Consider the following 19,132-nt stretch of genomic DNA (forward strand, 5'->3'; position numbering starts at 1 on the left):
CTCGCTTGCGCATGCGCGCGGGCGGTTCCAGAAAGCGGGGCATGACCGCACACTATCCCGCCCTCCGCCTTCGCCGTACCCGCGCCAGCGCGTGGAGCCGCCGTCTCTACGCCGAGACCGTGCTCACCCCGGCCGATCTGATCTGGCCACTGTTCATTGCGGAAGGGCAGGGCGTGGAAGACCCGATCGCCTCGCTGCCCGGCGTGTCGCGCTGGTCGGTCGACGGCATCGTCGCGCGCGGACGCGAGGCGCGCGATCTCGGCATTCCGTGTCTGGCGCTGTTCCCCAACACGCCGGGGCATTTGCGCACCGATGACGGGCGTGAGGCGCTCAACCCCGACAATCTGATGTGCCGCGCGATCCGCGCGCTCAAGGATGCCGTGCCCGAAATCGGCGTGCTCACCGACGTCGCGCTCGATCCCTATACCACGCACGGCCATGACGGGCTGGTCGATGAAGCCGGCTATGTCGTCAACGACATCACCTCAGAGGCGTTGGTCGCTCAGGCGCTCAACCAGGCCGAAGCCGGATCGGACATCATCGCGCCCTCGGACATGATGGACGGCCGCATCGGCGCGATCCGCGAGGCGCTCGAGCAAGGCGGGCACCACAATGTCCAGATCATGTCCTATGCCGCGAAGTACGCCAGCGCCTTTTACGGCCCGTTCCGCGATGCGGTCGGCAGTCGCGGGCTGCTGAAGGGCGACAAGAAGACCTATCAGATGGATTCGGCCAATGCCGAGGAGGCGCTGCGCGAAGTCGCGCTCGATCTCGCCGAGGGTGCCGACAGCGTCATGGTCAAGCCCGGCCTGCCCTATCTCGACATCGTCGCGCGGGTGAAATCGGCGTTCGAGGTGCCCGTGTTCGCCTACCAGGTGAGTGGCGAATATGCGATGATCGAGGCCGCCGTCGCAGCCGGTGCGGCCGAGCGCGACCCGATGGTGCTGGAAACGCTGATGGCGTTCAAGCGCGCGGGCTGTTCGGGGGTGCTCACCTATCATGCGGCGCTGGCGGCGCGGTTGCTCGGCGCGTGAACGAAACGATCGTCGAGACCGAGCGGCTGCGGTTGCGCCTGCGCACGCCGGGCGATCGTGAAACGCTGCACGGCTGGTTCGGCGACCGCCAGGTAATGGCCGATCTCGGCCCGGTGCGCGACGCCGCCGCATCCGATGCGGTGATCGCGCGGCATGAAGCCTATCAGGCCGATGGCCTCGGCTTCTGGATGGTCGAGCGCCGCGCTGATGGCGTCCCGGTTGGGTTTTGCGGACTGAAACCCAGCGACCCCGGTCGGCCGCTGGCCGGCGAGCTCGAAATCGGCTGGATGTTCGGCCCGGCGCATTGGGGGCAGGGCTATGCCGGAGAAGCGGCCCGCGCCGTGATCGACTGGGCCTGGGCGCATCGCCCCGACTCGCGCATCGTCGCGGTCACCGCGCGGGTCAACGTCAAGAGCCAGCGGGTGATGGAGCGCATCGGCATGCGCGCCGAACCGACGCTCGATTATGAGCATCCAAGCTATCCCGAGGGCGACCGGCTGCGCGACAGCGTCGTCTATGTGATCGACCGCCCCGCCCCATGATCGAGACGCCGCGCCTTACCTTGCGCGGCTGGCGCGAAGCCGATGTCGCGCCGTTCCATGCAATGGGCCAGGACGAAGAGGTCATGCGCTATCTCGGCCCCTTGATGACGCTCGACCAGGCGCGCGCGGCCTATGAACGTTGCGTCGCGCGGCAGGCCGAAGCGGGCTGCTGCTTCTGGGCGATCGAACGCAAGAGCGACGCCGCCTTTCTCGGGTTTTGCGGCCTGCAGCAGGGATATGACTTTCTCGAAGGCGAGATCGAGATAGGCTGGCGCTTGCGCCGCGATACGTGGGGGCAGGGCTATGCGCGCGAGGCGGCCGAGGCGAGCCTGGCCTGGGGCTGGGGCCATCTGGATGCACCGCGCATCACCGCGATCACCGTCGCCGCCAACACGCGCAGTTGGGGCCTGATGGAGCGGCTCGGCCTCTCCCGCGTCGAAGGCGGCGATTTCGATCATCCCGCTGTCCCGGAGGGCAGCCCGCTCAAGCGCCACATTCTCTATCGCATCGATCGGCCTGCCTGATGTCCATACGCCTGGTTCGCCCGCTTTTCGTCGTCACGATCCTGGCCAGTTCGTTCCTGCTGTTTCTCGTGCAGCCGATGGTCGCGCGCATGGCGCTGCCGCGCCTCGGCGGCGCGCCTGCGGTGTGGAACTCGGCGATGCTGGTCTATCAGGCGTTGCTGCTCGGCGGGTATGCCTATGCGCATTGGCTGGGGCGGCTTGGGCCCCGCGCGCAAGGCATGATGCATCTCGCCGTGCTGCTGGTTGCCGGGCTGTGGTTGCCGATCGGCCTCAATGCGCTGCAGCCGGGACCGACCGCGCAACCGGCACTATGGGTGCCATGGTTGCTGTGTCTTTCGATCGGGCCGCTGTTTTTCGCAGTGTCGGCGCAGGCACCGCTGCTGCAGCGTTGGTTCAGCCTGTCGCGCGAGGGGGAGGATCCGTATGCGCTGTATGCCGCCTCCAATTTCGGCAGTTTTGCCGGGCTGATCGCCTATCCATTGGTGGTGGAGCCCGGCATGGCGCTTCTCGGCCAGCGCATGCTGTGGAGCAGCGGGTATATCCTGGTCGGCCTGCTGGTGGCTTTATGCGCGGCCACTTTGCCGAAAACCGCACCGGGTGCGGCAGCGCTGGCCAGTCCTGCCCCGCAATCTGCGCCACCCACCGGCCGTCGCGTCGCACACTGGATCGCGCTGGCATTCGTGCCGTCAGGGCTGATGCTGGCCACGTCTACCTATATCTCCACTGATATCGTCGCGATGCCGCTGCTGTGGGTGGTGCCGCTCGGCCTCTATCTGCTGAGCTTCACCGTCGCGTTCGCCACCGATCGCACGATGGCGGATATGCAGACGCGGGTCGCGCCGGTCGCGATCCTGCTGTTTGGCGGCATTTTGGTGGCCGGTATGGGGGGCATGCCCTATCTCGGCGCGATCATGGCGCTGGCGCTGTTGTTTCTGGTGTCGGTGGCGCTCAACACCGCCTTGTACCGCATTCGACCCGAGCCGGACCGGCTGACCGGATTCTATTTGGCGATGGCGGTGGGCGGGGCGCTCGGTGGGGTGTTCGCCGCCTTGATCGCCCCGCTCGTGTTCGACTGGACCTATGAATATCCGATCCTGGTGCTCGCGGCCGGGCTATTGGTGCCCCAGCATGCCTTGCTGCGTCCGATCAGAAGATTGTGGGAGGGGAGCGCGCACCGCCGCCATATTCTCACCGGCGTGGTGGCGCTGGTCGTGCTGGGGCTGGTGGGTTTGATTCTGGCGGATGCGGGGCCGGGGCTTGGCGCGCTGCCGCAGGCCGCTTTGTTGGTGATCGTCGTGATCGGGCTGTTATCCATGGGCGCGCGGTGGGCGTTTGTGTCTGTACTGCTTGGCGTGTTGGTCGCGTTCGGCGGATACCGGGCGGTGATGATCTCATTGGAACCGCACGCGCGCACGCGGAGCTATTTCGGCGTTTATACCGTTCATAACGCGGCGACCCAGCGGCAATTGGCGCACGGCACCACGGTCCACGGTGTCCAGTTGCTGGGTTCGCCCGCTCGCGAGCGGACCCCGACAGCCTATTATGTCGCAGCGTCGGGGGTTGGCCGCGCAATGCAGGTGCTGCCAATACTGTATGGCGCGCATGCGCGTGTCGGGATTGTCGGTTTGGGGTCGGGAACGCTCGCTTGCTATGCCGTGGCGGGGCAGGATTGGCGCTTTTACGAGATCGACCCGGCGGTGGTGCGGATCGCGCGCGATACAGGCCAGTTCACCTTTCTTTCGCGGTGTCTTCCGCACCCTGGTATCGTGTTGGGGGATGCACGGCTGAACCTTGCGGTTGCGCCCGCGGCGTCGCTTGACCTGTTGGCGCTCGACGCGTTTTCGTCAGATGCGGTGCCGATGCACCTGATGACGCGGGAAGCATTCGCCAGTTATGCGCGCGTCCTCGCTCCACGCGGATTGTTGCTCGTCCACATTTCGAATCGCTTCCTCGATCTTGAACCCGTTGTCGCGGCGGCGGCGCAGGGCGGTGGGTGGTATAGCGCGCAGCTTTTCTATCATCCGCGCGCGATCAATCGCGATGCTGCGACGATGTCGCAATGGATTGCGCTGTCGCGAGACCCGGCGGTGATCCAATCTTTGAAGGCGCGCGATTCGGCCTGGGGACCGGTCAAGCCGCGCGCGGGTTTTGCGCCCTGGACGGATGACTATTCGACCATTTTACCGCTGTTGAAGGCGGGGCGTTAGGCGTCCGGCAGGCGCGCGGCAATCGCCGCGATTCGCGCGCTCTGCGCTTCGAACGCGGCTTGCGCGGCATTGTGCAGGCTGGCGATGGCGGGATAGTCGGGTTTGCCGTCGGCGGCGCGCGCGATCGCCAGCGAATCGATATCGGTCAGCATCGACGAGGTGGTCGCACGATAGTCGTCCAGCCCGGCCAGGGCGGTCTGCGCGGCAATCCAGCGTTCTCCCCCGACTCGGTCGCCCTGCGCCGCACTCGCGAGCCGCTCCGCGGTTTCGGCGGCCGGCGCAAAGGCCGCCGTGGTTTTGTCGAGCGTCTTGCGCAGGTCTGCCAACGCCAGGTCGGTCGCCGGGTCCGCCGCTACGACGGGAATGACGACATCCGGTTCCGCATCGCTGCGCGATTCGATCGCGCGGGGCAGCAGCGACGGGTAGCGGGTCGAGGTTTGCGCGGCACACCCCGCCAATGCCGGGGCGATTGTCAGGATAAACCCCAGCGCGAGGCGGGTGGGGCGGGCGGGCAGGGGGCGGGGCGTCATCACGAATTGCTCTATGCCGATGAGAAAGGTCACGCAACGCACTTGCATCTCTCAAAAGACGCCGCTAACAGCGCGTCTCCACGCACCCATAGCTCAGCTGGATAGAGCATCAGACTACGAATCTGAGGGTCGGGCGTTCGAATCGCTCTGGGTGCACCATTCTTTCAAAAGTGTCTGATCGCAGGACGTTACCGGGGTTTCCGGCAACGCCGCGACAGGCACGGCGGCGGGCCGCAGCGACGGACGCCGCCGCTACGCCGTGTGCGCGTTCGCTTTTCAAAAGATCCTGCTAGGTTTTGCCCTTTCCCCGATGTCGGGGAAGGATAGGCGTCATTCGAGATAGGCGCGGCGCAAGCGGGCGAGGTCTGCGTCCGACAATCCCATTTCGTCGCGGAGCCAGCCGCGCGCGCCGCCGCGATGCGAATCGAGCACCTTCAGGGCGGCCTCGATATAGCTGCGATCGGCGTTGAGCAGCGCCTGCATCACCGGTGACGGCATTTGGCCGATCGAACCGGCGGTCGCCTTGCTGTCCTTCGCCAGCAGCGTTCTGGCGTTGAGATAGCGGTTGGTAAGCAGATAGTCCTCGACCACGGTCGCGCGGGGCACGCCAAGCGCAGTCAGCAACAGCGCGGCGGCGACGCCGGTGCGGTCCTTGCCAGCCGAACAGTTGAAAGCGAGCGGGGCATGGCCCGCCAGCAATTCATCGAACATCCGGCGATATTGGTCGTGAAACTGCACCAGCATATGCGGATAGCTCGCCGCCATGGCCGCGCGGGCGGATTCGGCGGTCCAGTCTTTCATTGGTCCGGCCGGCATGAAGCCCGCCATGTCGAGTTTGTAATCGGCGCTCAGCACGTGCGGTGCGCCCGCTGCGGGCCAGTTGACCGGCTCGGAAGCGCGCTCGCGCGTGTCGCGGAAGTCGCACACGACACGAATGCCGCGCCGTTCGAGATAGGCATAATCGCTGTCGGTCAGTCCGTGCATCGAGCCGGAGCGGAACAGCAGGCCCCATTTGACGTGGCGACCATCGGCGGTGCGATAGCCGCCTAGATCGCGAAAGTTGCGTCCGCCCTGCAACGGCAGCAACCGCTCATGCGGTGCCGCCGTTGCGATCGGGGTATCGGCCCGGGCGGGCAGACCTGCCGCCCCGCTCGCCAACATTACCGCAGCCATTGCGGCAAAGGTAAGTCTCAGTCGAAACGGGGCGATCTTCATGGTCTGTCTCCGGGATCGGATCGTCTTAGAACTTGACCTGCACCTGCCCGCCGAAGGTCCGCGCTTCGTTAAAGAAGCCGTTGTAACCGCTGGTGAGGCTGAGCGCCCGGTAGAACACATGCTGTTCGTTGAACAAATTGCGCGCCCAGACCGAGACCGTCACGCGCGCGTCGCCCCGGCCCATGTCGATATCGGCCAGCGCCAGCGTGCCGTTGACGATGAACGCGCTGTCGCCCTTTGGCTGGTACACGTTGCCGGGGTTGCCCGCGCCCAGATAGAGGACGTCGTTTCCGTTGGCATAGAAGCCGCTGTCATAATTGCCGTCGAGATGCGCTCGGACCGTGGCACCCTGGAGCGGCACCTCATAGTCGATTGTGCCGCTTGCCCCATGTTTCGGCGTGTAGGTCTGGTAAATCGGGACCGGGGTGTTGTTGACCGTGCCGCCTGCGGTTGCCGGGAAGGGATTGGCGGTCGAGGGGATGCGGACATAGGTATAAGCGTAGGATGCGCCCAGCGTCAGATGCGGGACTGGGGTGAGCTTGAAATCCGCCTCGACGCCGTGGATGCCACCGGTGCCCGGTGCGTTGAGCGTTTCGGTGGTCGTGCGGTTGCTGCGCGTCAGCACACCGCCGACGATCGTCTCATACAGACCCGAGAAATCGACCTGCACGTTCTTATACGTCCCGGCATAGGCCGAAACGTTGAAGCGCGCGTGGCGGTTGAAGAACTCGGTCTTCAGGCCGGCTTCGAACACCGACACCGTTTCGGGATTGAAGGCGAGATATTGCAGCGAGCGCGAATTTGCACCGCCCGATTTATAACCCGTGCTCCATTTGCCATACACATGGATGTCGCGCGACACGTCGACGAGGACGTTGACCATCGGATCGACGCGCGACCAATGCGCATCGAGATAGCGGGTGCCGCTGACGCCGAAGACCACCGGGGTCGCCCCGTTCACTGTAAAGAGTTGCCCATGCTTGGCATCGCGCGTCCAGCGCAGGCCGCCGGTAACGTGGATCGCGTCGTCCAAGAGCGCGGGGGTGTAGGTCGCCTGACCGAAAGCACCGACGCTGGTGGTGGTGACATGGCTGGCGCGGTCGATGCGCTGCGAATCATAGGACTGCGGCAGGCTTGCCCAATTGACGACGTCGGTGCGGAAGTTTTGCGGTAAGATGATGTAATTGGTGCAGGTCGTGTCGGTGCACTGATTGGTGAAGAAGGCCTGCGCGTTATCCTGAACCCGCTCCTGATAATAAAGCGCGCCAAAGACATATTTAAGGCGCGGCAGCTCGCCGATGGCCTGAAATTCCTGGCTGATCTGATTTTGGCGGAACTGGGCGAGGCTGTAGCGGGCGAATAGCAGTGGCACGGTCGCTCCGCTTGCGTCCTTGGACGTGAACACGCCCGTGCCGTTCGACAAGGTCGTTGCGGCCGATCCATTGTCATATTGGCTCTGCGTCAGCGAGCGATAGGAGGTGATCGACTTCAACGTCAGGGTATTTGAGGGCTTATACTCCAGCGTCAGCTCATGGCCGTGAACCTTGCCGACGCTCGGTTGTTCCGGCACGCCGACATTGGCGACGTCGGCGCGTGTCGCCTGAACGGTGCCGAGCGGTGCCTGCTTGTTGCTACCGGGAGCAAGCAACTGCAGATACAGCGACGTCGAGGCATCATAAGAGGTGTCGAACGCGTAATCGGCGCTGAAATCCGATGTCGGATTCCACAGCGCTTCCACGCGAACGCCGCGCTTGTCGTAAGCATTGAAGCCCGATGCACCCGTCAACGTGTTTTTCACCAGCGGATCGCGGTGGCTGACGACTCCATCGATCTTGAGCGCAATCCCAGCGACCGACGGCAAGTCGATATGTCCCTCGGCTTTGTAGCTGCCGAAATTGCCGGCCCCGGCGATCAGGTTTGCGTGAAACTCCCCGGTCGGCTTTTTGGTGGTGATGTTGATCGCGCCGCCTTCGGTATTGCGACCGAACAGCGTGCCTTGCGGGCCTTTCAGCACTTCCAGGCTGTCAATGTCGAACAGCGCGGTGCCGAGGCCCTGCGCACGGCCGAGATAGACGCCGTTGACGTACACACCGACACCCTGGTCGCGTGCGGGCTGGTTGCCGTCCGACAGCACACCGACACCGCGAATATTCACGATCAGCGCGGAGTTGCGCGAATAGAAAGGCGCAACCTTCAACGACGGGATCGAACCGTCCGTGAGATCGGCGAGCGAAACGACATGCCGGTTTGCAAGATCGGCTCCGCTCAGCACCGAAATCGAGATCGGAGTCCTTTGCGCGGTTTGCGGCCGCTTCTCAGCCGTGACCACGATGTCGCCAAGCTGGTCCCCTTCGCTGGCGGCGGCGGGCACGGTCGGCTTGGTCTCGGGTGCAGTGGCCGCATAGGCTGGCGACACGGCGATGATCGAGCAAAATGCGGTCGCCGCGAGCAGCCGAGCCGTTACAGTGTGGTGCTTGATGTTCATTGGATCCCCCGTTCTTAAGAACTGTCGGGGCTCCCGTGTGCGTGTTTCGTGTCGTGTGCGTTATGAATATCGTTCAAAAATGTTGCGATGCACAATTATGGAAAAATTCGCCCTTGGCCGTCAGGCGCTTGGCGGTGTCGTCGGTAAAATGACCGTGACGCGCAAGCCGCCCAGCGGAGAGTGCCCGGCCTCGATCCGCCCGTGATGGGCCTCGACGATGGCTTGGGCCGTGGCAAGGCCAAGACCCGAGGTGGTGACGGACTCTCCCGGCAATTTGGTGGTTCGATAGAAGGGCTCGAACAATTGCTGCGCCAGCCCGACGTCGACGCCCGGCGCACTGTCGTCGATGATCAGCCGCCAGGCATTGCGATGCCCCTCAAGCCCCAGAGCGATGCGTCCTCCCGCTGGCGTGTAGCGCAGGCTGCTTTCGATCAGCGCGGTGAACAATTGCTCGATCCGGGCACCGTCCCATTTCACCAGCACCGTCGTGGACGGCAATTGCCCGGGTTCTACCGACACCGATTGCGCCTTGGCGCGGCGGCTATTGGCCCACACCGCATTGTGGATCAGCGCGACCGGATCGACCGTGGCGAAGGTAACGGGCAGGCGACCGAGATCGGCCAACGCGACGGCGTGCAGATCCTCCGCCATTTCCTGCAAGCGTTGCACGCCTTCCGCCACCTCGGCGAAATCCCGCTGATTGTCCGGCATCTTGTGGTATAACGCGGCAACGTTTTCACCGAGCCGAAGAACGGGAACCCGCAATTCTTCGGACACCGCCACCAACCATGTCCGTCGTGCGGATTCGAGCCGGTCGAACCGCCGGGCGATGTGGCTGAGGTTGCGCATGGTCGCGCGCGTTTCGACCGGGCCGGTTTCGGAGAAATCGGTTTCGAAATCGCCATGCGCAATCGCCCGACTGGCGCGAAATAGCGCGCGTTGCGGGCGCGTCCAGCGCGCAGCGATACCCTGGCCGCAGCCAAGCAGGATCAGCAGCGTTGCGAATGCGGCCACCGCGATCCCCAGCAGCTGATCGCGGACGAAGGCGTAGCTTGCCTGGGTCTCCGCGCTTCCCGAGACAATCTTGAGGACGCCGAGCGTTTGCCCGGCCAGCGTCACCGGATGGGTAGCGCGGACACCGTCGGCATCCGGTGCCGCCCCTGCCAGGCGCTGACCCGTCACGGTATAGAGCGCGACGCGGTTCTTTAGCGGAGGGAGCGCGTCGCCGACCCCGGTGTTGTGATCTTCCAACTCCTGCGCGGCCGACAAGGCACCCGCCAGAGGCGTGCCCGCGCGAATCTGTGACGCGATCAGGGCGCTCAACGCGACGAGCGACTGGCGATCCTGCGCTTCAAGATAGGCATGCTCTCCACGCTGCAGGTTGAAGATCAGCGCGCTGCCTGGCAGCACGGCAACCAGCAACGCCTGACCTGCCAGCAGCAGGAACAGTCCCGAAAACAGCCGCACCGATGTATCTCCCCGAGCGGACGGGCGTCCGGTCAGGCGAGGTTTAATGCCGATTCACCATCGAAACAATTGGCCGTTTCGAGGGGGTTCATCCCGACGCGGGATTCTCCGCCGCGACCGCCGCCAACACCGGCCTCGCATATTCCGGGCGACAGATCAGCAAATCGGGCAGCAACGGATTTTGGCAATTGTAGCGTAGCGGCGATCCGTCGATGCGCGAGGCATGCAAGCCCGCCGCCTGGGCCACCGCGACGGGCGCGCAATTGTCCCATTCATATTGCCCGCCGGTGTGCAGGTAGATTTCGGCATCGCCTTGCACCACCGCCATCGCTTTTGCTCCTGCCGACCCCATCGGCACCAGATCCGCGCCGATCGCCGCGGCGACACGCAGCACCAGCGGATGCGCGCGCGTGCGGCTGACCACCATGCGCGGGCGCGCCGGAGCGGGCTGGGGAGAGGCGAAGGCATCGTCGGTGGCAAAGACGCGCTGTACGGCGGGCAGGGCCACGGCCCCCGTCACCGGAGCACCGTCGATGGCAAGCCCGATATGCACCGCCCAATCCGCGCGCCGTTCCCGAAATTCGCGCGTGCCGTCCAGCGGATCGACGATCCATACGCGCTGCGCGGCGCAGCGCGCGCCATCATCGCGTGCCTCTTCCGACAGGATAAAGTCATCGGGTCGTGCGGCGTGGAGCAGCCGCAGGATCAGCGCATTGGCCTCGGCATCCCCGCGATCGCCAAGCTCGGTATCGGCGCACGCCCCTGCTTTGCAGAGGCCAAGCAGCAGTTCGCCAGCGGCAAGCGCGACCGAGCGGGCGAGTTGGGCGTCGGTTTGCGCACTCAAAGGTCGGGACTCCACACGCCCATAATATGTCCGACGATCCGCTCGGCGGCGGCTTCGGGGCTCTCGCGCAACGTGTCGATGCGGATGTCGGGGCGTTCGGGCGCTTCATAGGCGCTCGAAATCCCGGTGAAGTTGGCGATTTTGCCCGCGCGGGCCTTGGCATAGAGGCCTTTCACGTCGCGTGCCTCCGCCTCGGCCAGCGGCGTATCGACGAAGATCTCGACGAATTCCTCGGGCAGCATCGCCCGTACCATCTCGCGTTCGGCGCGGAAGGGCGAGATGAAGGCGGTCAGTACGATCAGCCCCGCATCGGTCATCAGCTTGGCGACTTCCCCGACGCGCCGGATATTCTCGATCCGGTCGGCGTCGGTGAAGCCCAGATCCTTGTTGAGACCGTGGCGCACATTGTCGCCATCGAGCAGGAAGCTGTGGCGGCCGAGCGCGTACAGTTTCTTTTCCACCAGATTGGCGATCGTCGACTTGCCCGATCCCGACAGGCCGGTGAACCACAGCAGGCGCGGCGTCTGGCCTTTTTGCGCGGCGTGCGCGGCGCGGGTGATGTCGACCGCTTGCCAGTGCACGTTTTGCGCGCGGCGCAGCGCGAAGTGGAGCATTCCCGCAGCTACGGTGGCGTTTGTCGCGCGGTCGATCAGGATGAAGCCGCCAAGATCGGCACCTTCGGTGAACGGTTCGAACACCAGATCGCGATCGGTATAGACTTCGGCCACGCCGATATCGTTGAGGGCGAGCGTCCTGACCGACAATTCGGCCAGCGTGTTGACGTCGATCGCGTGGCGCGGCTCCTGCACCGTCGCGCTGACCGTCTGGGTGCCGAGCTTCAGCCAATAGCTGCGCCCGGGCAATAACGGCGTCTCCGCCATCCATACGATCGTCGCCTGGAATTGGTCAGCGACCTGGGGCGGATTGTCGGCAGTGGCGATGACATCGCCGCGCGAACAATCGACTTCGTCGGCCAGTGTCAGCGTGACCGATTGCCCCGCCACCGCTTCGGGCAAATCGCCGTCCATCGTCACGATGCGCGCGATATGGCTGATGCGGCCCGAGGGCAGGATGCGCACGGCATCCCCAGGCTTTACGCGACCGCTCGCGATCAGACCCGAAAAACCACGAAAATCGAGGTCGGGCCGGTTGACCCATTGTACCGGCATGCGGAACGGTCGCGCCTGTGCGACATCGGTTTCGACATCGATCCTCTCGAGATGCTCGATCAACGACGGGCCGGCATACCAGGGCATCGCGTCCGATCGGCTGGCGATATTGTCGCCGACAAAGCCCGAAATCGGGATCGCAGTAAAATCGGTGATACCGATCGCGGTGGCAAAGGCGCGGTAATCGGCGACGATCGTGTCGAACACCCTTTGATCATAGCCGACCAGATCCATTTTGTTCACCGCCAGCACCACGTGGCGCAGGCGCAGCAGGTGCACGAGGAAGCTGTGGCGGCGCGTCTGGGTGAGCACGCCCTTGCGCGCATCGATCAGGATCACTGCGGCATCGGCGGTCGAGGCACCCGTGACCATGTTGCGGGTATATTGTTCGTGGCCCGGCGTATCGGCGACGATGAATTTGCGTTTTTCGGTGGCGAAAAAGCGGTAGGCGACGTCGATCGTGATGCCCTGTTCGCGCTCGGCGGCGAGCCCGTCGACCAGCAAGGCGAAGTCGATATTCTGACCCTGCGTGCCGACACGCTTGCTGTCGGCCTCCAGCGCGGAAAGCTGGTCTGCGAAAATTGCGCGCGAATCGTAGAGCAAGCGGCCGATCAGGGTCGACTTGCCGTCATCGACCGACCCGCAGGTGATGAAGCGCAGTAGCGACTTGCGCTGATGCTGGAGGAGATAGGCGGTGATGTCCGAGGCGATGAGGGCGTCTGGCAAATACTCCCTCTCCCCTCCGGGGAGAGGGTTGGGGAGAGGGGCTGTGTCGAGGAATGGCGCGTGTAATTGCCCCTCTCCCCGACCCTCTCCCCGGAGGGGAGAGGGAGAAGTGCTGGTCGCCATCAGAAATATCCCTCCGCTTTTTTCTTTTCCATACTCGCCGCCTGATCATGGTCGATCGCGCGGCCCTGGCGTTCCGATGTGGTCGTCAGCAGCATTTCCTGGATCACCTCGGGCAAGGTCGATGCCGTACTCTCCACTGCGCCAGTCAGCGGATAACAGCCGAGCGTGCGGAAACGGATCGACCGCTCGACCGGCACTTCACCGGGAGCGAGCCGAAAGCGCTCGTCATCCACCATCAGCAGCACCCCATCGCGCTCCACCGTCGGACGCGGTGCCGCGAGATAGAGCGGGACGATCTCGATGTCTTCGGCGAGGATATATTGCCAGATGTCGAGCTCGGTCCAGTTGGACAGCGGGAAGACGCGGATGCTCTCGCCCTTCGCCTTGCGCGCATTGTAGAGGTGCCACAGTTCGGGCCGCTGTGCCTTGGGGTCCCAGCGCTGGCTGGCCGAGCGGAAGCTGAAGATGCGTTCCTTGGCGCGGCTCTTCTCCTCGTCGCGCCGCGCACCGCCAAAGGCGACGTCATAGCCGCCTGCGGCCAGCGCCTGTTTCAGTCCCTCGGTCTTCCACAGATCGGTGTGCAGGCTGCCATGGTCGAACGGGTTGATGCCCTGCGCTTGGGCCTCGGGGTTCTTGTGGACGATCAGCTCCATCCCCGCCGCTTGCGCCGCGCGGTCGCGCAGGTCGTACATCGCGCGGAATTTCCACGTCGTGTCGACATGCAGCAAGGGGAAAGGCGGGACGCCGGGAAAGAACGCTTTCTTCGCCAGGTGCAGCATAACCGCCGAATCCTTGCCCACAGAATAGAGCATCACCGGGCGCTCGGCCTCGGCGGCGACTTCGCGCAGGATGTGGATGCTTTCGGCTTCGAGCCGCTGGAGATGGGTCAGGGCGACGGACATGATCTGCTCCAGATAGAGCAGAACGACCGATGTGCGATCAACTTATCCTGTTGTCGCGTAAAGTGGCCTCAAGGGGCGCTGTTGTGCTCGACCGAGTCGAGGATACGCGCGCCCGCCATGAACACGGCGATCGGGCACACCGCGAACAGCAGCCAGCCGCCAATACCCGGATATTGCTGGAGGTAATGCACCCCGCGCTCGACCGCGCCGAGCGCCAGCGCATAGATCACCGCGAACGCTTCGAATTTGTTCTTGATAACGAACAGGCTGCAGAATTTTGTCCACATGCAAAAGGGTTAAGCAAGCGTCGGGCCAATGGCGGATTTGCGTGCTTTGTGATTGTTCTGAATGGTTACTTGTAAATTAACTCGACGATTCCGAGCGTCTCCAGCAGCGCGGTGCGCGCTGCGCCGACGCGGTCGACAAGCGAGGGATCGCCAATATCGGCTGGCGCAATCGCCTCGGGCCAATGCTGTTCGATCACCTGCGCGATGAGATTCAGCCGCGCATCGTCCACCAGAAAACGGGTGTCGACCCGCGCCGGATCCGCCACGACCCGCAACCGCAGGCAAGCGGGGCCGCCGCCATTGGCCATGGATTGGCGTACGTCGACCACCTCGACCCTGCGAATCGGGCCGTTGCCTGCAAGCATCGTTTGCAGCCATCGCCACACGGCCGCGTTCTCCCGCGCCTCCTGCGGCACGATCAGCGCCATCGTCGCATCGGGCAGCGTCACGAGCTGGGCATTGAACAGATAGGAAGCGATCGCATCGGCCAGGCTGACGGCATCGGCGGGAACCTCCACGATCTCGGCCCAGGGCGCGCGTTCGCGAATTGCGGCATAGGTGCCTTCGCGATCGGCAAAGGCGCGTTCGTGCGTGAAGAGCACGCGCTCGTTGGACACTGCGACCACATCGTTGTGGAAGGCACCTGCCGCGATCGCTTCGGGGGCCTGTTCGATGAACAGCGTGCGGGCCGGGTCCAGCGCGTGTGCGCGCACCACTGCAGCGCTCGCCTCAAGCCGTTGGCGTGCCGGGAAGCCGCCGCCCGATACGCCATAAACGAACAGCTCGATTCCGGCTGCATCATGGTGTTCGCACAGCCGCATATGGTTTGCGGCACCTTCATCGCCAAAGGGCGCGGGAATGGGCTCGTGGACCGTAAAGGCCGGGTCGGCAAAGGCGAGGCGGAGTTGGCGCAACGTCTCCACCGCCTCATGGCTGCGATGCGGCATGGTGACGAGGTTGGCGACGGTCAGGTGGCAGCGTCCATCCCCTGTGTCGGGGGCGGGCGACACCGTGGCGGCGTTGGCCGCCCACATCGCCGAGGCCGACATCGCCTGCGCCTGCAGGACAGGATCGGCCGCGTCATAGCGGGTCGAAAGGGCGGCCAGCCAGCGGCGGTTAGGCCGGTCATGCGGGAGGAGGATACCCTGCGTCAGCCCCAGCGCCAGATTCGCGCGCATCTTGGCGACGCCCTCCAGCGCGGCGCGGCGCGGATAGGCGGTCGCCCCGGCGTTGCGCGTCGCGGCAAGATTGCCGTGGCTGAGCCCGGCATAATTGTGGCTCGGACCAATGATGCCGTCGAAATTGATCTCGCGGATCATGCCCGTTCAGTTCCGCGCGACATGGCTGATCGTATCGCCTTCGGCGACGCCCAGCGCAGCGGCGGTTTCCTGCGCCAGCACGACGCCGTCCTCGCGCGCTTGCAGGGCTCCATAGGTACAGCGAAAATCCGACAATCGCCCGCGCGAAATCAGCGCGGGTTCACCGCCATCGCCGTCAATCGCCGCCACACGCTCGGTTCGAGCGTCACGGATGGTGCGGACCTGGTCGGTCTTGGCCAGCATGGTCGGGCCGCCGTCAAAAATGTCGACATAGTTTTCGTAAGCGAACCCCTCATTCTCCAGCATCCGCATTGCGGCGCGGCCGGAAGGGTGGGGCAGGCCGATCACCGCGCGCGCGCTTTCGGGCAGCATGGCGATGTAGATCGGGTGCTTGGGGAACAGGTCGGCGATGAACTGATGCCCGCGCACCGCGTTGAACTGGTCGGCGTCCTGGAAATTCATCCCGAAGAAGCGCCCGGCAAGGCCATCCCAGAAGGGCGATCCCCCCGCTTCATCGATGATCCCGCGCAATTCGGCGAGCACGCGATCGGCAAAGCGCATGCGGTGCTGGGCAATGAACAAATAGCGGCTGCGCGCCAGCAACATGCCCAGGCCTCCCGCACGTTCGCCCGGATGCAGGAACAGGCCGCCGACTTCGCTGCACCCTTCCAAGTCGGTCGTCAGGCCTAGCATGTCGGCGCGGAAGGTGCGGCCGAGTTCCTTGCTATGCTGCGTCAGCGTGCCGAGCCGATAGCTGTAAAATGGATAGCTCTGCCCGACATGGGTGAAGATCTGGCAGGTGCCGCGCACTTCGCCGGTCGCGAGGTCTTCCAGCACCAGCACGAACAGATCGTCGGCCTTGCTGTCCTCGATCCGGGCGAAGGCGGCGGCGCTACGTTCCAGCTTGGCGCGCAGGGCAGCGCGGTCAGGCGGCAAATTGGTGAAGCCGCCGCCCGTCAATTTCGCCATTTCGTAAAGCGGTTGCAGGTCGCTGTCGCGCGCGGCGCGGATTACGTGAGTCACAAGGCCCCCCTTTGGGCGATACGGAGGATCGTGAGTGCGGAAAGCGCGGCGCGCTCGGGCAGCGATTCGACGATCAGGAATTCATCGGGCGAATGGATCGCGCCGCCGCGCGCTCCCATCGTATCGACCACCGGCACGCCGCATGCCGCGATGGTGTTGCCGTCGCACACTCCTCCCGTGGCGCGCCATGCAATGTCGAGGCCGAGGTCTGCGCCGCATTCCTTGACCAGAGCGAACAATTTTGCGGCACCGGGGTCGATCGGCTTGGGCGGTCGGTTGAAGCTGCCATGGACGGCGATGGAGACGTCGTGCGCGGTTGCGACGTCCGCGGTCACGCGGTCGAGCGCGGCCTGGGCGCGGGCGATCTCGGCGTGGTCGGCGGGGCGGAAGTTGATGCGCAGCACGGCATGGTCGGGCACCACGTTATTCGGGCCGCCGCCCTCGATCCGTGCCGGATTGACCGCGAGCGTCGGGCTACGCAGTGCGAACAGCCGCAGCGCCAGATCGGAAGCGGCGACGATGGCATTGCGGCCTTCGTCGGGGTTGCGCCCGGCATGGGCGCTTTTGCCCGTTACCACGATCGAGAAATTGCCGGTGCCGCCGCGTGCGCCGGCCAGCGTGCCATCGGGGAGCGCGGGTTCATAGGTCAGCGCCGCGATCTTGCCGCGCGCGGCTGCGGCAATCAGCGCAGATGAGGAGAAAGAGCCCGTTTCCTCGTCGGAATTGATCACGACTTCATAGCCGATGCGCGGGGCAAGCGGGCTCGCCTCGACTGCGGACAGGGCGGCCAGCATCACCGCCAGCCCGCTCTTCATGTCGGCAACACCGGGGCCGTTCAGCGTGCCGTCGGGCAGCGTGGTGAGCGTCTGGAAGGGCTGGTCGACCGGATAGACCGTGTCCATATGGCCGGTCAGCAGAATCTGCACCGGCGCATCCGACCGTACCACCAGGTGCAGATGCTTGCCGTGCTCGACCACCGTCACCGTGCCGTCGGGGGCGACGTTCTGTGCGGCGTTGCCGACAACCAGCGCCGGCTCCCCCGGAAGCGTGCCGAAAGCCGCCACAAGCAATTCGGCCATTTGGGCCAGGCCTGCGAGATTGCGTGTGCCCGAATTGATCGCCGACCACGCTTCAACCTGCGCCAGCATTGGCGCTGTCGCGACATGGTCGATTGCTGCGCGTTCCTCGTTTGTCATCCCCACCATGACGACGGTCTAGCGGGTCACGCGCGCACGCTCCACCCCATGCGGGTCAGAAACTATAGACCAATGCCGCGCGACTGGTGGTGTCGGTGCCGACCCGGCCGACGGGCGGCGTGCTTTCATATTGCACCGCATAAGACAGCTGCGCCGCGAGCGGGCCAATCAGTTTCGCGTTGAGCGCCGTCGTGCTGCTGACGGTCGAGTTGACCTTCTGAACATAGGCCGAAGCGACCTGGGTCAGGTTGATCGCTTTCGACAATTTCCACCCGAAATCGACCGAGCCGCGCGCGGCGACGCTATTCTCCTTGGTGGAGTCGGTAAAATCGGTCTTGCGATAGGCTGGCCCGAGTTCGAGATCGAGCTTGAACCCGCCGCCGCGCAGCGCGCTATATCCCGCACCGAGCGATGCCGAATATCGGTCGTAATATCCAAGAAAACGGTCGCTCTCAAACTGCGTCGCCCCATAGACATAGGCGCGCGTCGAAAATTTGAAGTTCGGTTCATACGCGGCAAGAAAATGCTCGCGACTGATGAGCCCACCGCTTTCCTTGTAATCGGCGGCGAAATTGACCTTGTGCCGCCACCGCACGCTCTCGCGCGTCAGCGCGATCGCGCCGCTGACGCCAACGTCGCGGGTGTTGCCGGTGGTGAGATAGCCGCCCAGCTCGGCTTTGCCATGCCACAGATCGAAAATCCCGGCATCCTCGATCCGCTCGCGTTTGCTCGCTTCCTGCGCGGCTTTCCAGGCTGCCACCTGCGCATCGATCGCCTTGGCCGCCTCGGGGGCGGCCGCGCGGGCATATTTGGCGACGGTGACGATCTCGCCATCGTTGTTCGACGCGATCGCGGCGTCGAGCATCGCCTTGACTGCTGGCGGAATTGGCGCGGGCGCAGGCGGTGTTGCGGTCGGTACGGTTTGAACGGGCGGTGCCGGATCGGCGTTGCCCAGAAGGACGGGCGCAGCGAAGATCAGCATGGCAAGCATGCGAACCTGATAGAGCGGCAATTGCCGTAACGGAATAGCGTTCGTCGCCAGCGCGTTTCGGTTCAGCGCAGATGCGGCGCAAAAGCGGCAAGCACCTGTTCGTACAACGGCTTTTTGAACGCGACGATCACTTCGGGGAGGGTATGCGGCTCAACCCAAGTCCAGTCCTTGAACTCCTGATGCGCGGTGGCGATGTCGATGTCCGCATCGCTGCCGAGAAAGCGGTACAGGAACCAGCGCTGCCGCTGGCCGCGCCATTTGCCCTTCCACACCTTGCCGACCAGTTCTTCCGGCAAATCGTAGAACAGCTCATCGGGCGCGATCGCGATCAGTTCGACCTTGTCGGGGGCGATGCCGGTTTCTTCCCCCAGTTCGCGGATCGCCGCAGTTTGCGCATCCTCGCCATCGTCGATGCCACCCTGCGGCATTTGCCATGCCTCGACCTCGGCATCGATGCGCTGGCCGACGAAGACCTTTCCGTCGGCGTTCAGGATCATCAGCCCGGCACAGGGGCGGTAGGGCAGGGTGGCGATATCGGTCATGAACGG

At 64.6% G+C, this 19,132-nt stretch carries 17 protein-coding genes and 1 tRNA gene; 5 read left to right on the forward strand and 13 right to left on the reverse strand.

The genetic code is table 11. The features are described from left to right. Nucleotides 1-41: 41 nt before the first annotated feature. Genes hemB through ACP7BL_RS12140 form a run of 4 tightly spaced genes read left to right on the forward strand, consistent with a single transcriptional unit; the run spans nucleotide 42 to nucleotide 4,307 of the window. The gene (gene hemB, locus ACP7BL_RS12125) at nucleotides 42-1,034 is read left to right on the forward strand and encodes a porphobilinogen synthase (RefSeq protein WP_426258431.1); all 993 of its coding nucleotides are present in this window, start codon (nucleotides 42-44) and stop codon (nucleotides 1,032-1,034) included. Further along, entirely contained in the window at nucleotides 1,031-1,576 is a 546-nt protein-coding gene (locus ACP7BL_RS12130; RefSeq protein WP_426258432.1) for a GNAT family N-acetyltransferase, read from the forward strand. Before hemB ends, ACP7BL_RS12130 begins: the two co-directional genes overlap by 4 nt. After that, a complete protein-coding gene (locus ACP7BL_RS12135; RefSeq protein WP_426258433.1) occupies nucleotides 1,573-2,100 on the forward strand; it encodes a GNAT family N-acetyltransferase in 528 nt (175 codons plus the stop codon). The genes ACP7BL_RS12130 and ACP7BL_RS12135 overlap by 4 nt, the downstream gene beginning before the upstream one ends. Continuing rightward, entirely contained in the window at nucleotides 2,100-4,307 is a 2,208-nt protein-coding gene (locus ACP7BL_RS12140) for a spermidine synthase (protein WP_426258434.1), read from the forward strand. The genes ACP7BL_RS12135 and ACP7BL_RS12140 overlap by 1 nt, the downstream gene beginning before the upstream one ends. Here the strand turns inward: ACP7BL_RS12140 and ACP7BL_RS12145 are convergent. Then, nucleotides 4,304-4,837, reverse strand: a complete 534-nt coding sequence (locus ACP7BL_RS12145) for a hypothetical protein (protein ID WP_426258435.1) — start codon at nucleotides 4,835-4,837, stop codon at nucleotides 4,304-4,306. The two genes, ACP7BL_RS12140 and ACP7BL_RS12145, sit on opposite strands and share 4 nt — an antisense overlap. Nucleotides 4,838-4,919: 82 nt before the next feature. On the opposite strand from ACP7BL_RS12145, the gene ACP7BL_RS12150 reads away from it, so the two are divergent. Then, a tRNA-Arg gene (locus ACP7BL_RS12150) sits at nucleotides 4,920-4,996 on the forward strand. Between the two features lie 171 nt (nucleotides 4,997-5,167). Here the strand turns inward: ACP7BL_RS12150 and ACP7BL_RS12155 are convergent. From ACP7BL_RS12155 to ACP7BL_RS12210, 12 genes are all read right to left on the reverse strand, one after another. After that, nucleotides 5,168-6,052 carry a tyrosine-protein phosphatase gene (locus ACP7BL_RS12155; RefSeq protein ID WP_426258436.1) on the reverse strand — a complete coding sequence of 295 codons (885 nt, stop codon included), beginning with the start codon at nucleotides 6,050-6,052 and terminating at the stop codon, nucleotides 5,168-5,170. A gap of 25 nt (nucleotides 6,053-6,077) precedes the next feature. Next, nucleotides 6,078-8,537: a TonB-dependent receptor gene (locus tag ACP7BL_RS12160; RefSeq protein WP_426258437.1), complete on the reverse strand. Its 2,460-nt coding sequence runs from the start codon at nucleotides 8,535-8,537 to the stop codon at nucleotides 6,078-6,080. A gap of 120 nt (nucleotides 8,538-8,657) precedes the next feature. After that, entirely contained in the window at nucleotides 8,658-10,004 is a 1,347-nt protein-coding gene (locus ACP7BL_RS12165) for an ATP-binding protein (protein WP_426258438.1), read from the reverse strand. Nucleotides 10,005-10,092: 88 nt separating this feature from the next. Beyond that, entirely contained in the window at nucleotides 10,093-10,848 is a 756-nt protein-coding gene (locus ACP7BL_RS12170) for a 3'(2'),5'-bisphosphate nucleotidase CysQ (RefSeq protein WP_033966597.1), read from the reverse strand. Continuing rightward, nucleotides 10,845-12,743 (reverse strand): sulfate adenylyltransferase subunit CysN, encoded by a 1,899-nt coding sequence (gene cysN, locus ACP7BL_RS12175; protein ID WP_126849073.1) that lies wholly within the window; start codon nucleotides 12,741-12,743, stop codon nucleotides 10,845-10,847. Before cysN ends, ACP7BL_RS12170 begins: the two co-directional genes overlap by 4 nt. Nucleotides 12,744-12,865: 122 nt before the next feature. Beyond that, nucleotides 12,866-13,768, reverse strand: coding sequence for a sulfate adenylyltransferase subunit CysD (gene cysD / locus ACP7BL_RS12180; protein WP_033963292.1), 903 nt, complete (start codon nucleotides 13,766-13,768; stop codon nucleotides 12,866-12,868). A gap of 68 nt (nucleotides 13,769-13,836) precedes the next feature. After that, on the reverse strand, nucleotides 13,837-14,055 hold the full coding sequence (locus ACP7BL_RS12185; RefSeq protein ID WP_033963294.1) for a hypothetical protein: 219 nt from the start codon (nucleotides 14,053-14,055) through the stop codon (nucleotides 13,837-13,839). A 65-nt stretch (nucleotides 14,056-14,120) separates the two neighbouring features. Further along, on the reverse strand, nucleotides 14,121-15,374 hold the full coding sequence (locus ACP7BL_RS12190; protein ID WP_126849071.1) for an N-succinylarginine dihydrolase: 1,254 nt from the start codon (nucleotides 15,372-15,374) through the stop codon (nucleotides 14,121-14,123). A gap of 6 nt (nucleotides 15,375-15,380) precedes the next feature. After that, entirely contained in the window at nucleotides 15,381-16,397 is a 1,017-nt protein-coding gene (locus ACP7BL_RS12195; RefSeq protein ID WP_033963296.1) for an arginine N-succinyltransferase, read from the reverse strand. Beyond that, entirely contained in the window at nucleotides 16,394-17,602 is a 1,209-nt protein-coding gene (locus tag ACP7BL_RS12200; protein ID WP_426258439.1) for a hydrolase, read from the reverse strand. Before ACP7BL_RS12200 ends, ACP7BL_RS12195 begins: the two co-directional genes overlap by 4 nt. Before the next feature lie 46 nt (nucleotides 17,603-17,648). Continuing rightward, nucleotides 17,649-18,584 carry a DUF481 domain-containing protein gene (locus ACP7BL_RS12205; RefSeq protein WP_426258440.1) on the reverse strand — a complete coding sequence of 312 codons (936 nt, stop codon included), beginning with the start codon at nucleotides 18,582-18,584 and terminating at the stop codon, nucleotides 17,649-17,651. 62 nt (nucleotides 18,585-18,646) lie between these two features. Continuing rightward, nucleotides 18,647-19,126 (reverse strand): RNA pyrophosphohydrolase, encoded by a 480-nt coding sequence (locus ACP7BL_RS12210; protein ID WP_033963298.1) that lies wholly within the window; start codon nucleotides 19,124-19,126, stop codon nucleotides 18,647-18,649. Between the last annotated feature and the right edge of the window lie 6 nt (nucleotides 19,127-19,132).

The organism is Sphingomonas sp. DC1600-2, from assembly GCF_049897605.1.
Classification (GTDB): domain Bacteria; phylum Pseudomonadota; class Alphaproteobacteria; order Sphingomonadales; family Sphingomonadaceae; genus Sphingomonas.

Coding starts and splice junctions, on each gene's coding strand:
- hemB (WP_426258431.1), top strand. CDS start 42: ATGACCGCACACTATCCCGCCCTCCGCCTTCGCCGTACCCGCGCCAGC.
- ACP7BL_RS12135 (WP_426258433.1), top strand. CDS start 1,573: ATGATCGAGACGCCGCGCCTTACCTTGCGCGGCTGGCGCGAAGCCGAT.
- ACP7BL_RS12140 (WP_426258434.1), top strand. CDS start 2,100: ATGTCCATACGCCTGGTTCGCCCGCTTTTCGTCGTCACGATCCTGGCC.
- ACP7BL_RS12145 (WP_426258435.1), bottom strand. CDS start 4,837: ATGACGCCCCGCCCCCTGCCCGCCCGCCCCACCCGCCTCGCGCTGGGG.
- ACP7BL_RS12155 (WP_426258436.1), bottom strand. CDS start 6,052: ATGAAGATCGCCCCGTTTCGACTGAGACTTACCTTTGCCGCAATGGCT.
- ACP7BL_RS12160 (WP_426258437.1), bottom strand. CDS start 8,537: ATGAACATCAAGCACCACACTGTAACGGCTCGGCTGCTCGCGGCGACC.
- cysD (WP_033963292.1), bottom strand. CDS start 13,768: ATGTCCGTCGCCCTGACCCATCTCCAGCGGCTCGAAGCCGAAAGCATC.
- ACP7BL_RS12185 (WP_033963294.1), bottom strand. CDS start 14,055: ATGTGGACAAAATTCTGCAGCCTGTTCGTTATCAAGAACAAATTCGAA.
- ACP7BL_RS12190 (WP_126849071.1), bottom strand. CDS start 15,374: ATGATCCGCGAGATCAATTTCGACGGCATCATTGGTCCGAGCCACAAT.
- ACP7BL_RS12200 (WP_426258439.1), bottom strand. CDS start 17,602: ATGGTGGGGATGACAAACGAGGAACGCGCAGCAATCGACCATGTCGCG.
- ACP7BL_RS12205 (WP_426258440.1), bottom strand. CDS start 18,584: ATGCTTGCCATGCTGATCTTCGCTGCGCCCGTCCTTCTGGGCAACGCC.
- ACP7BL_RS12210 (WP_033963298.1), bottom strand. CDS start 19,126: ATGACCGATATCGCCACCCTGCCCTACCGCCCCTGTGCCGGGCTGATG.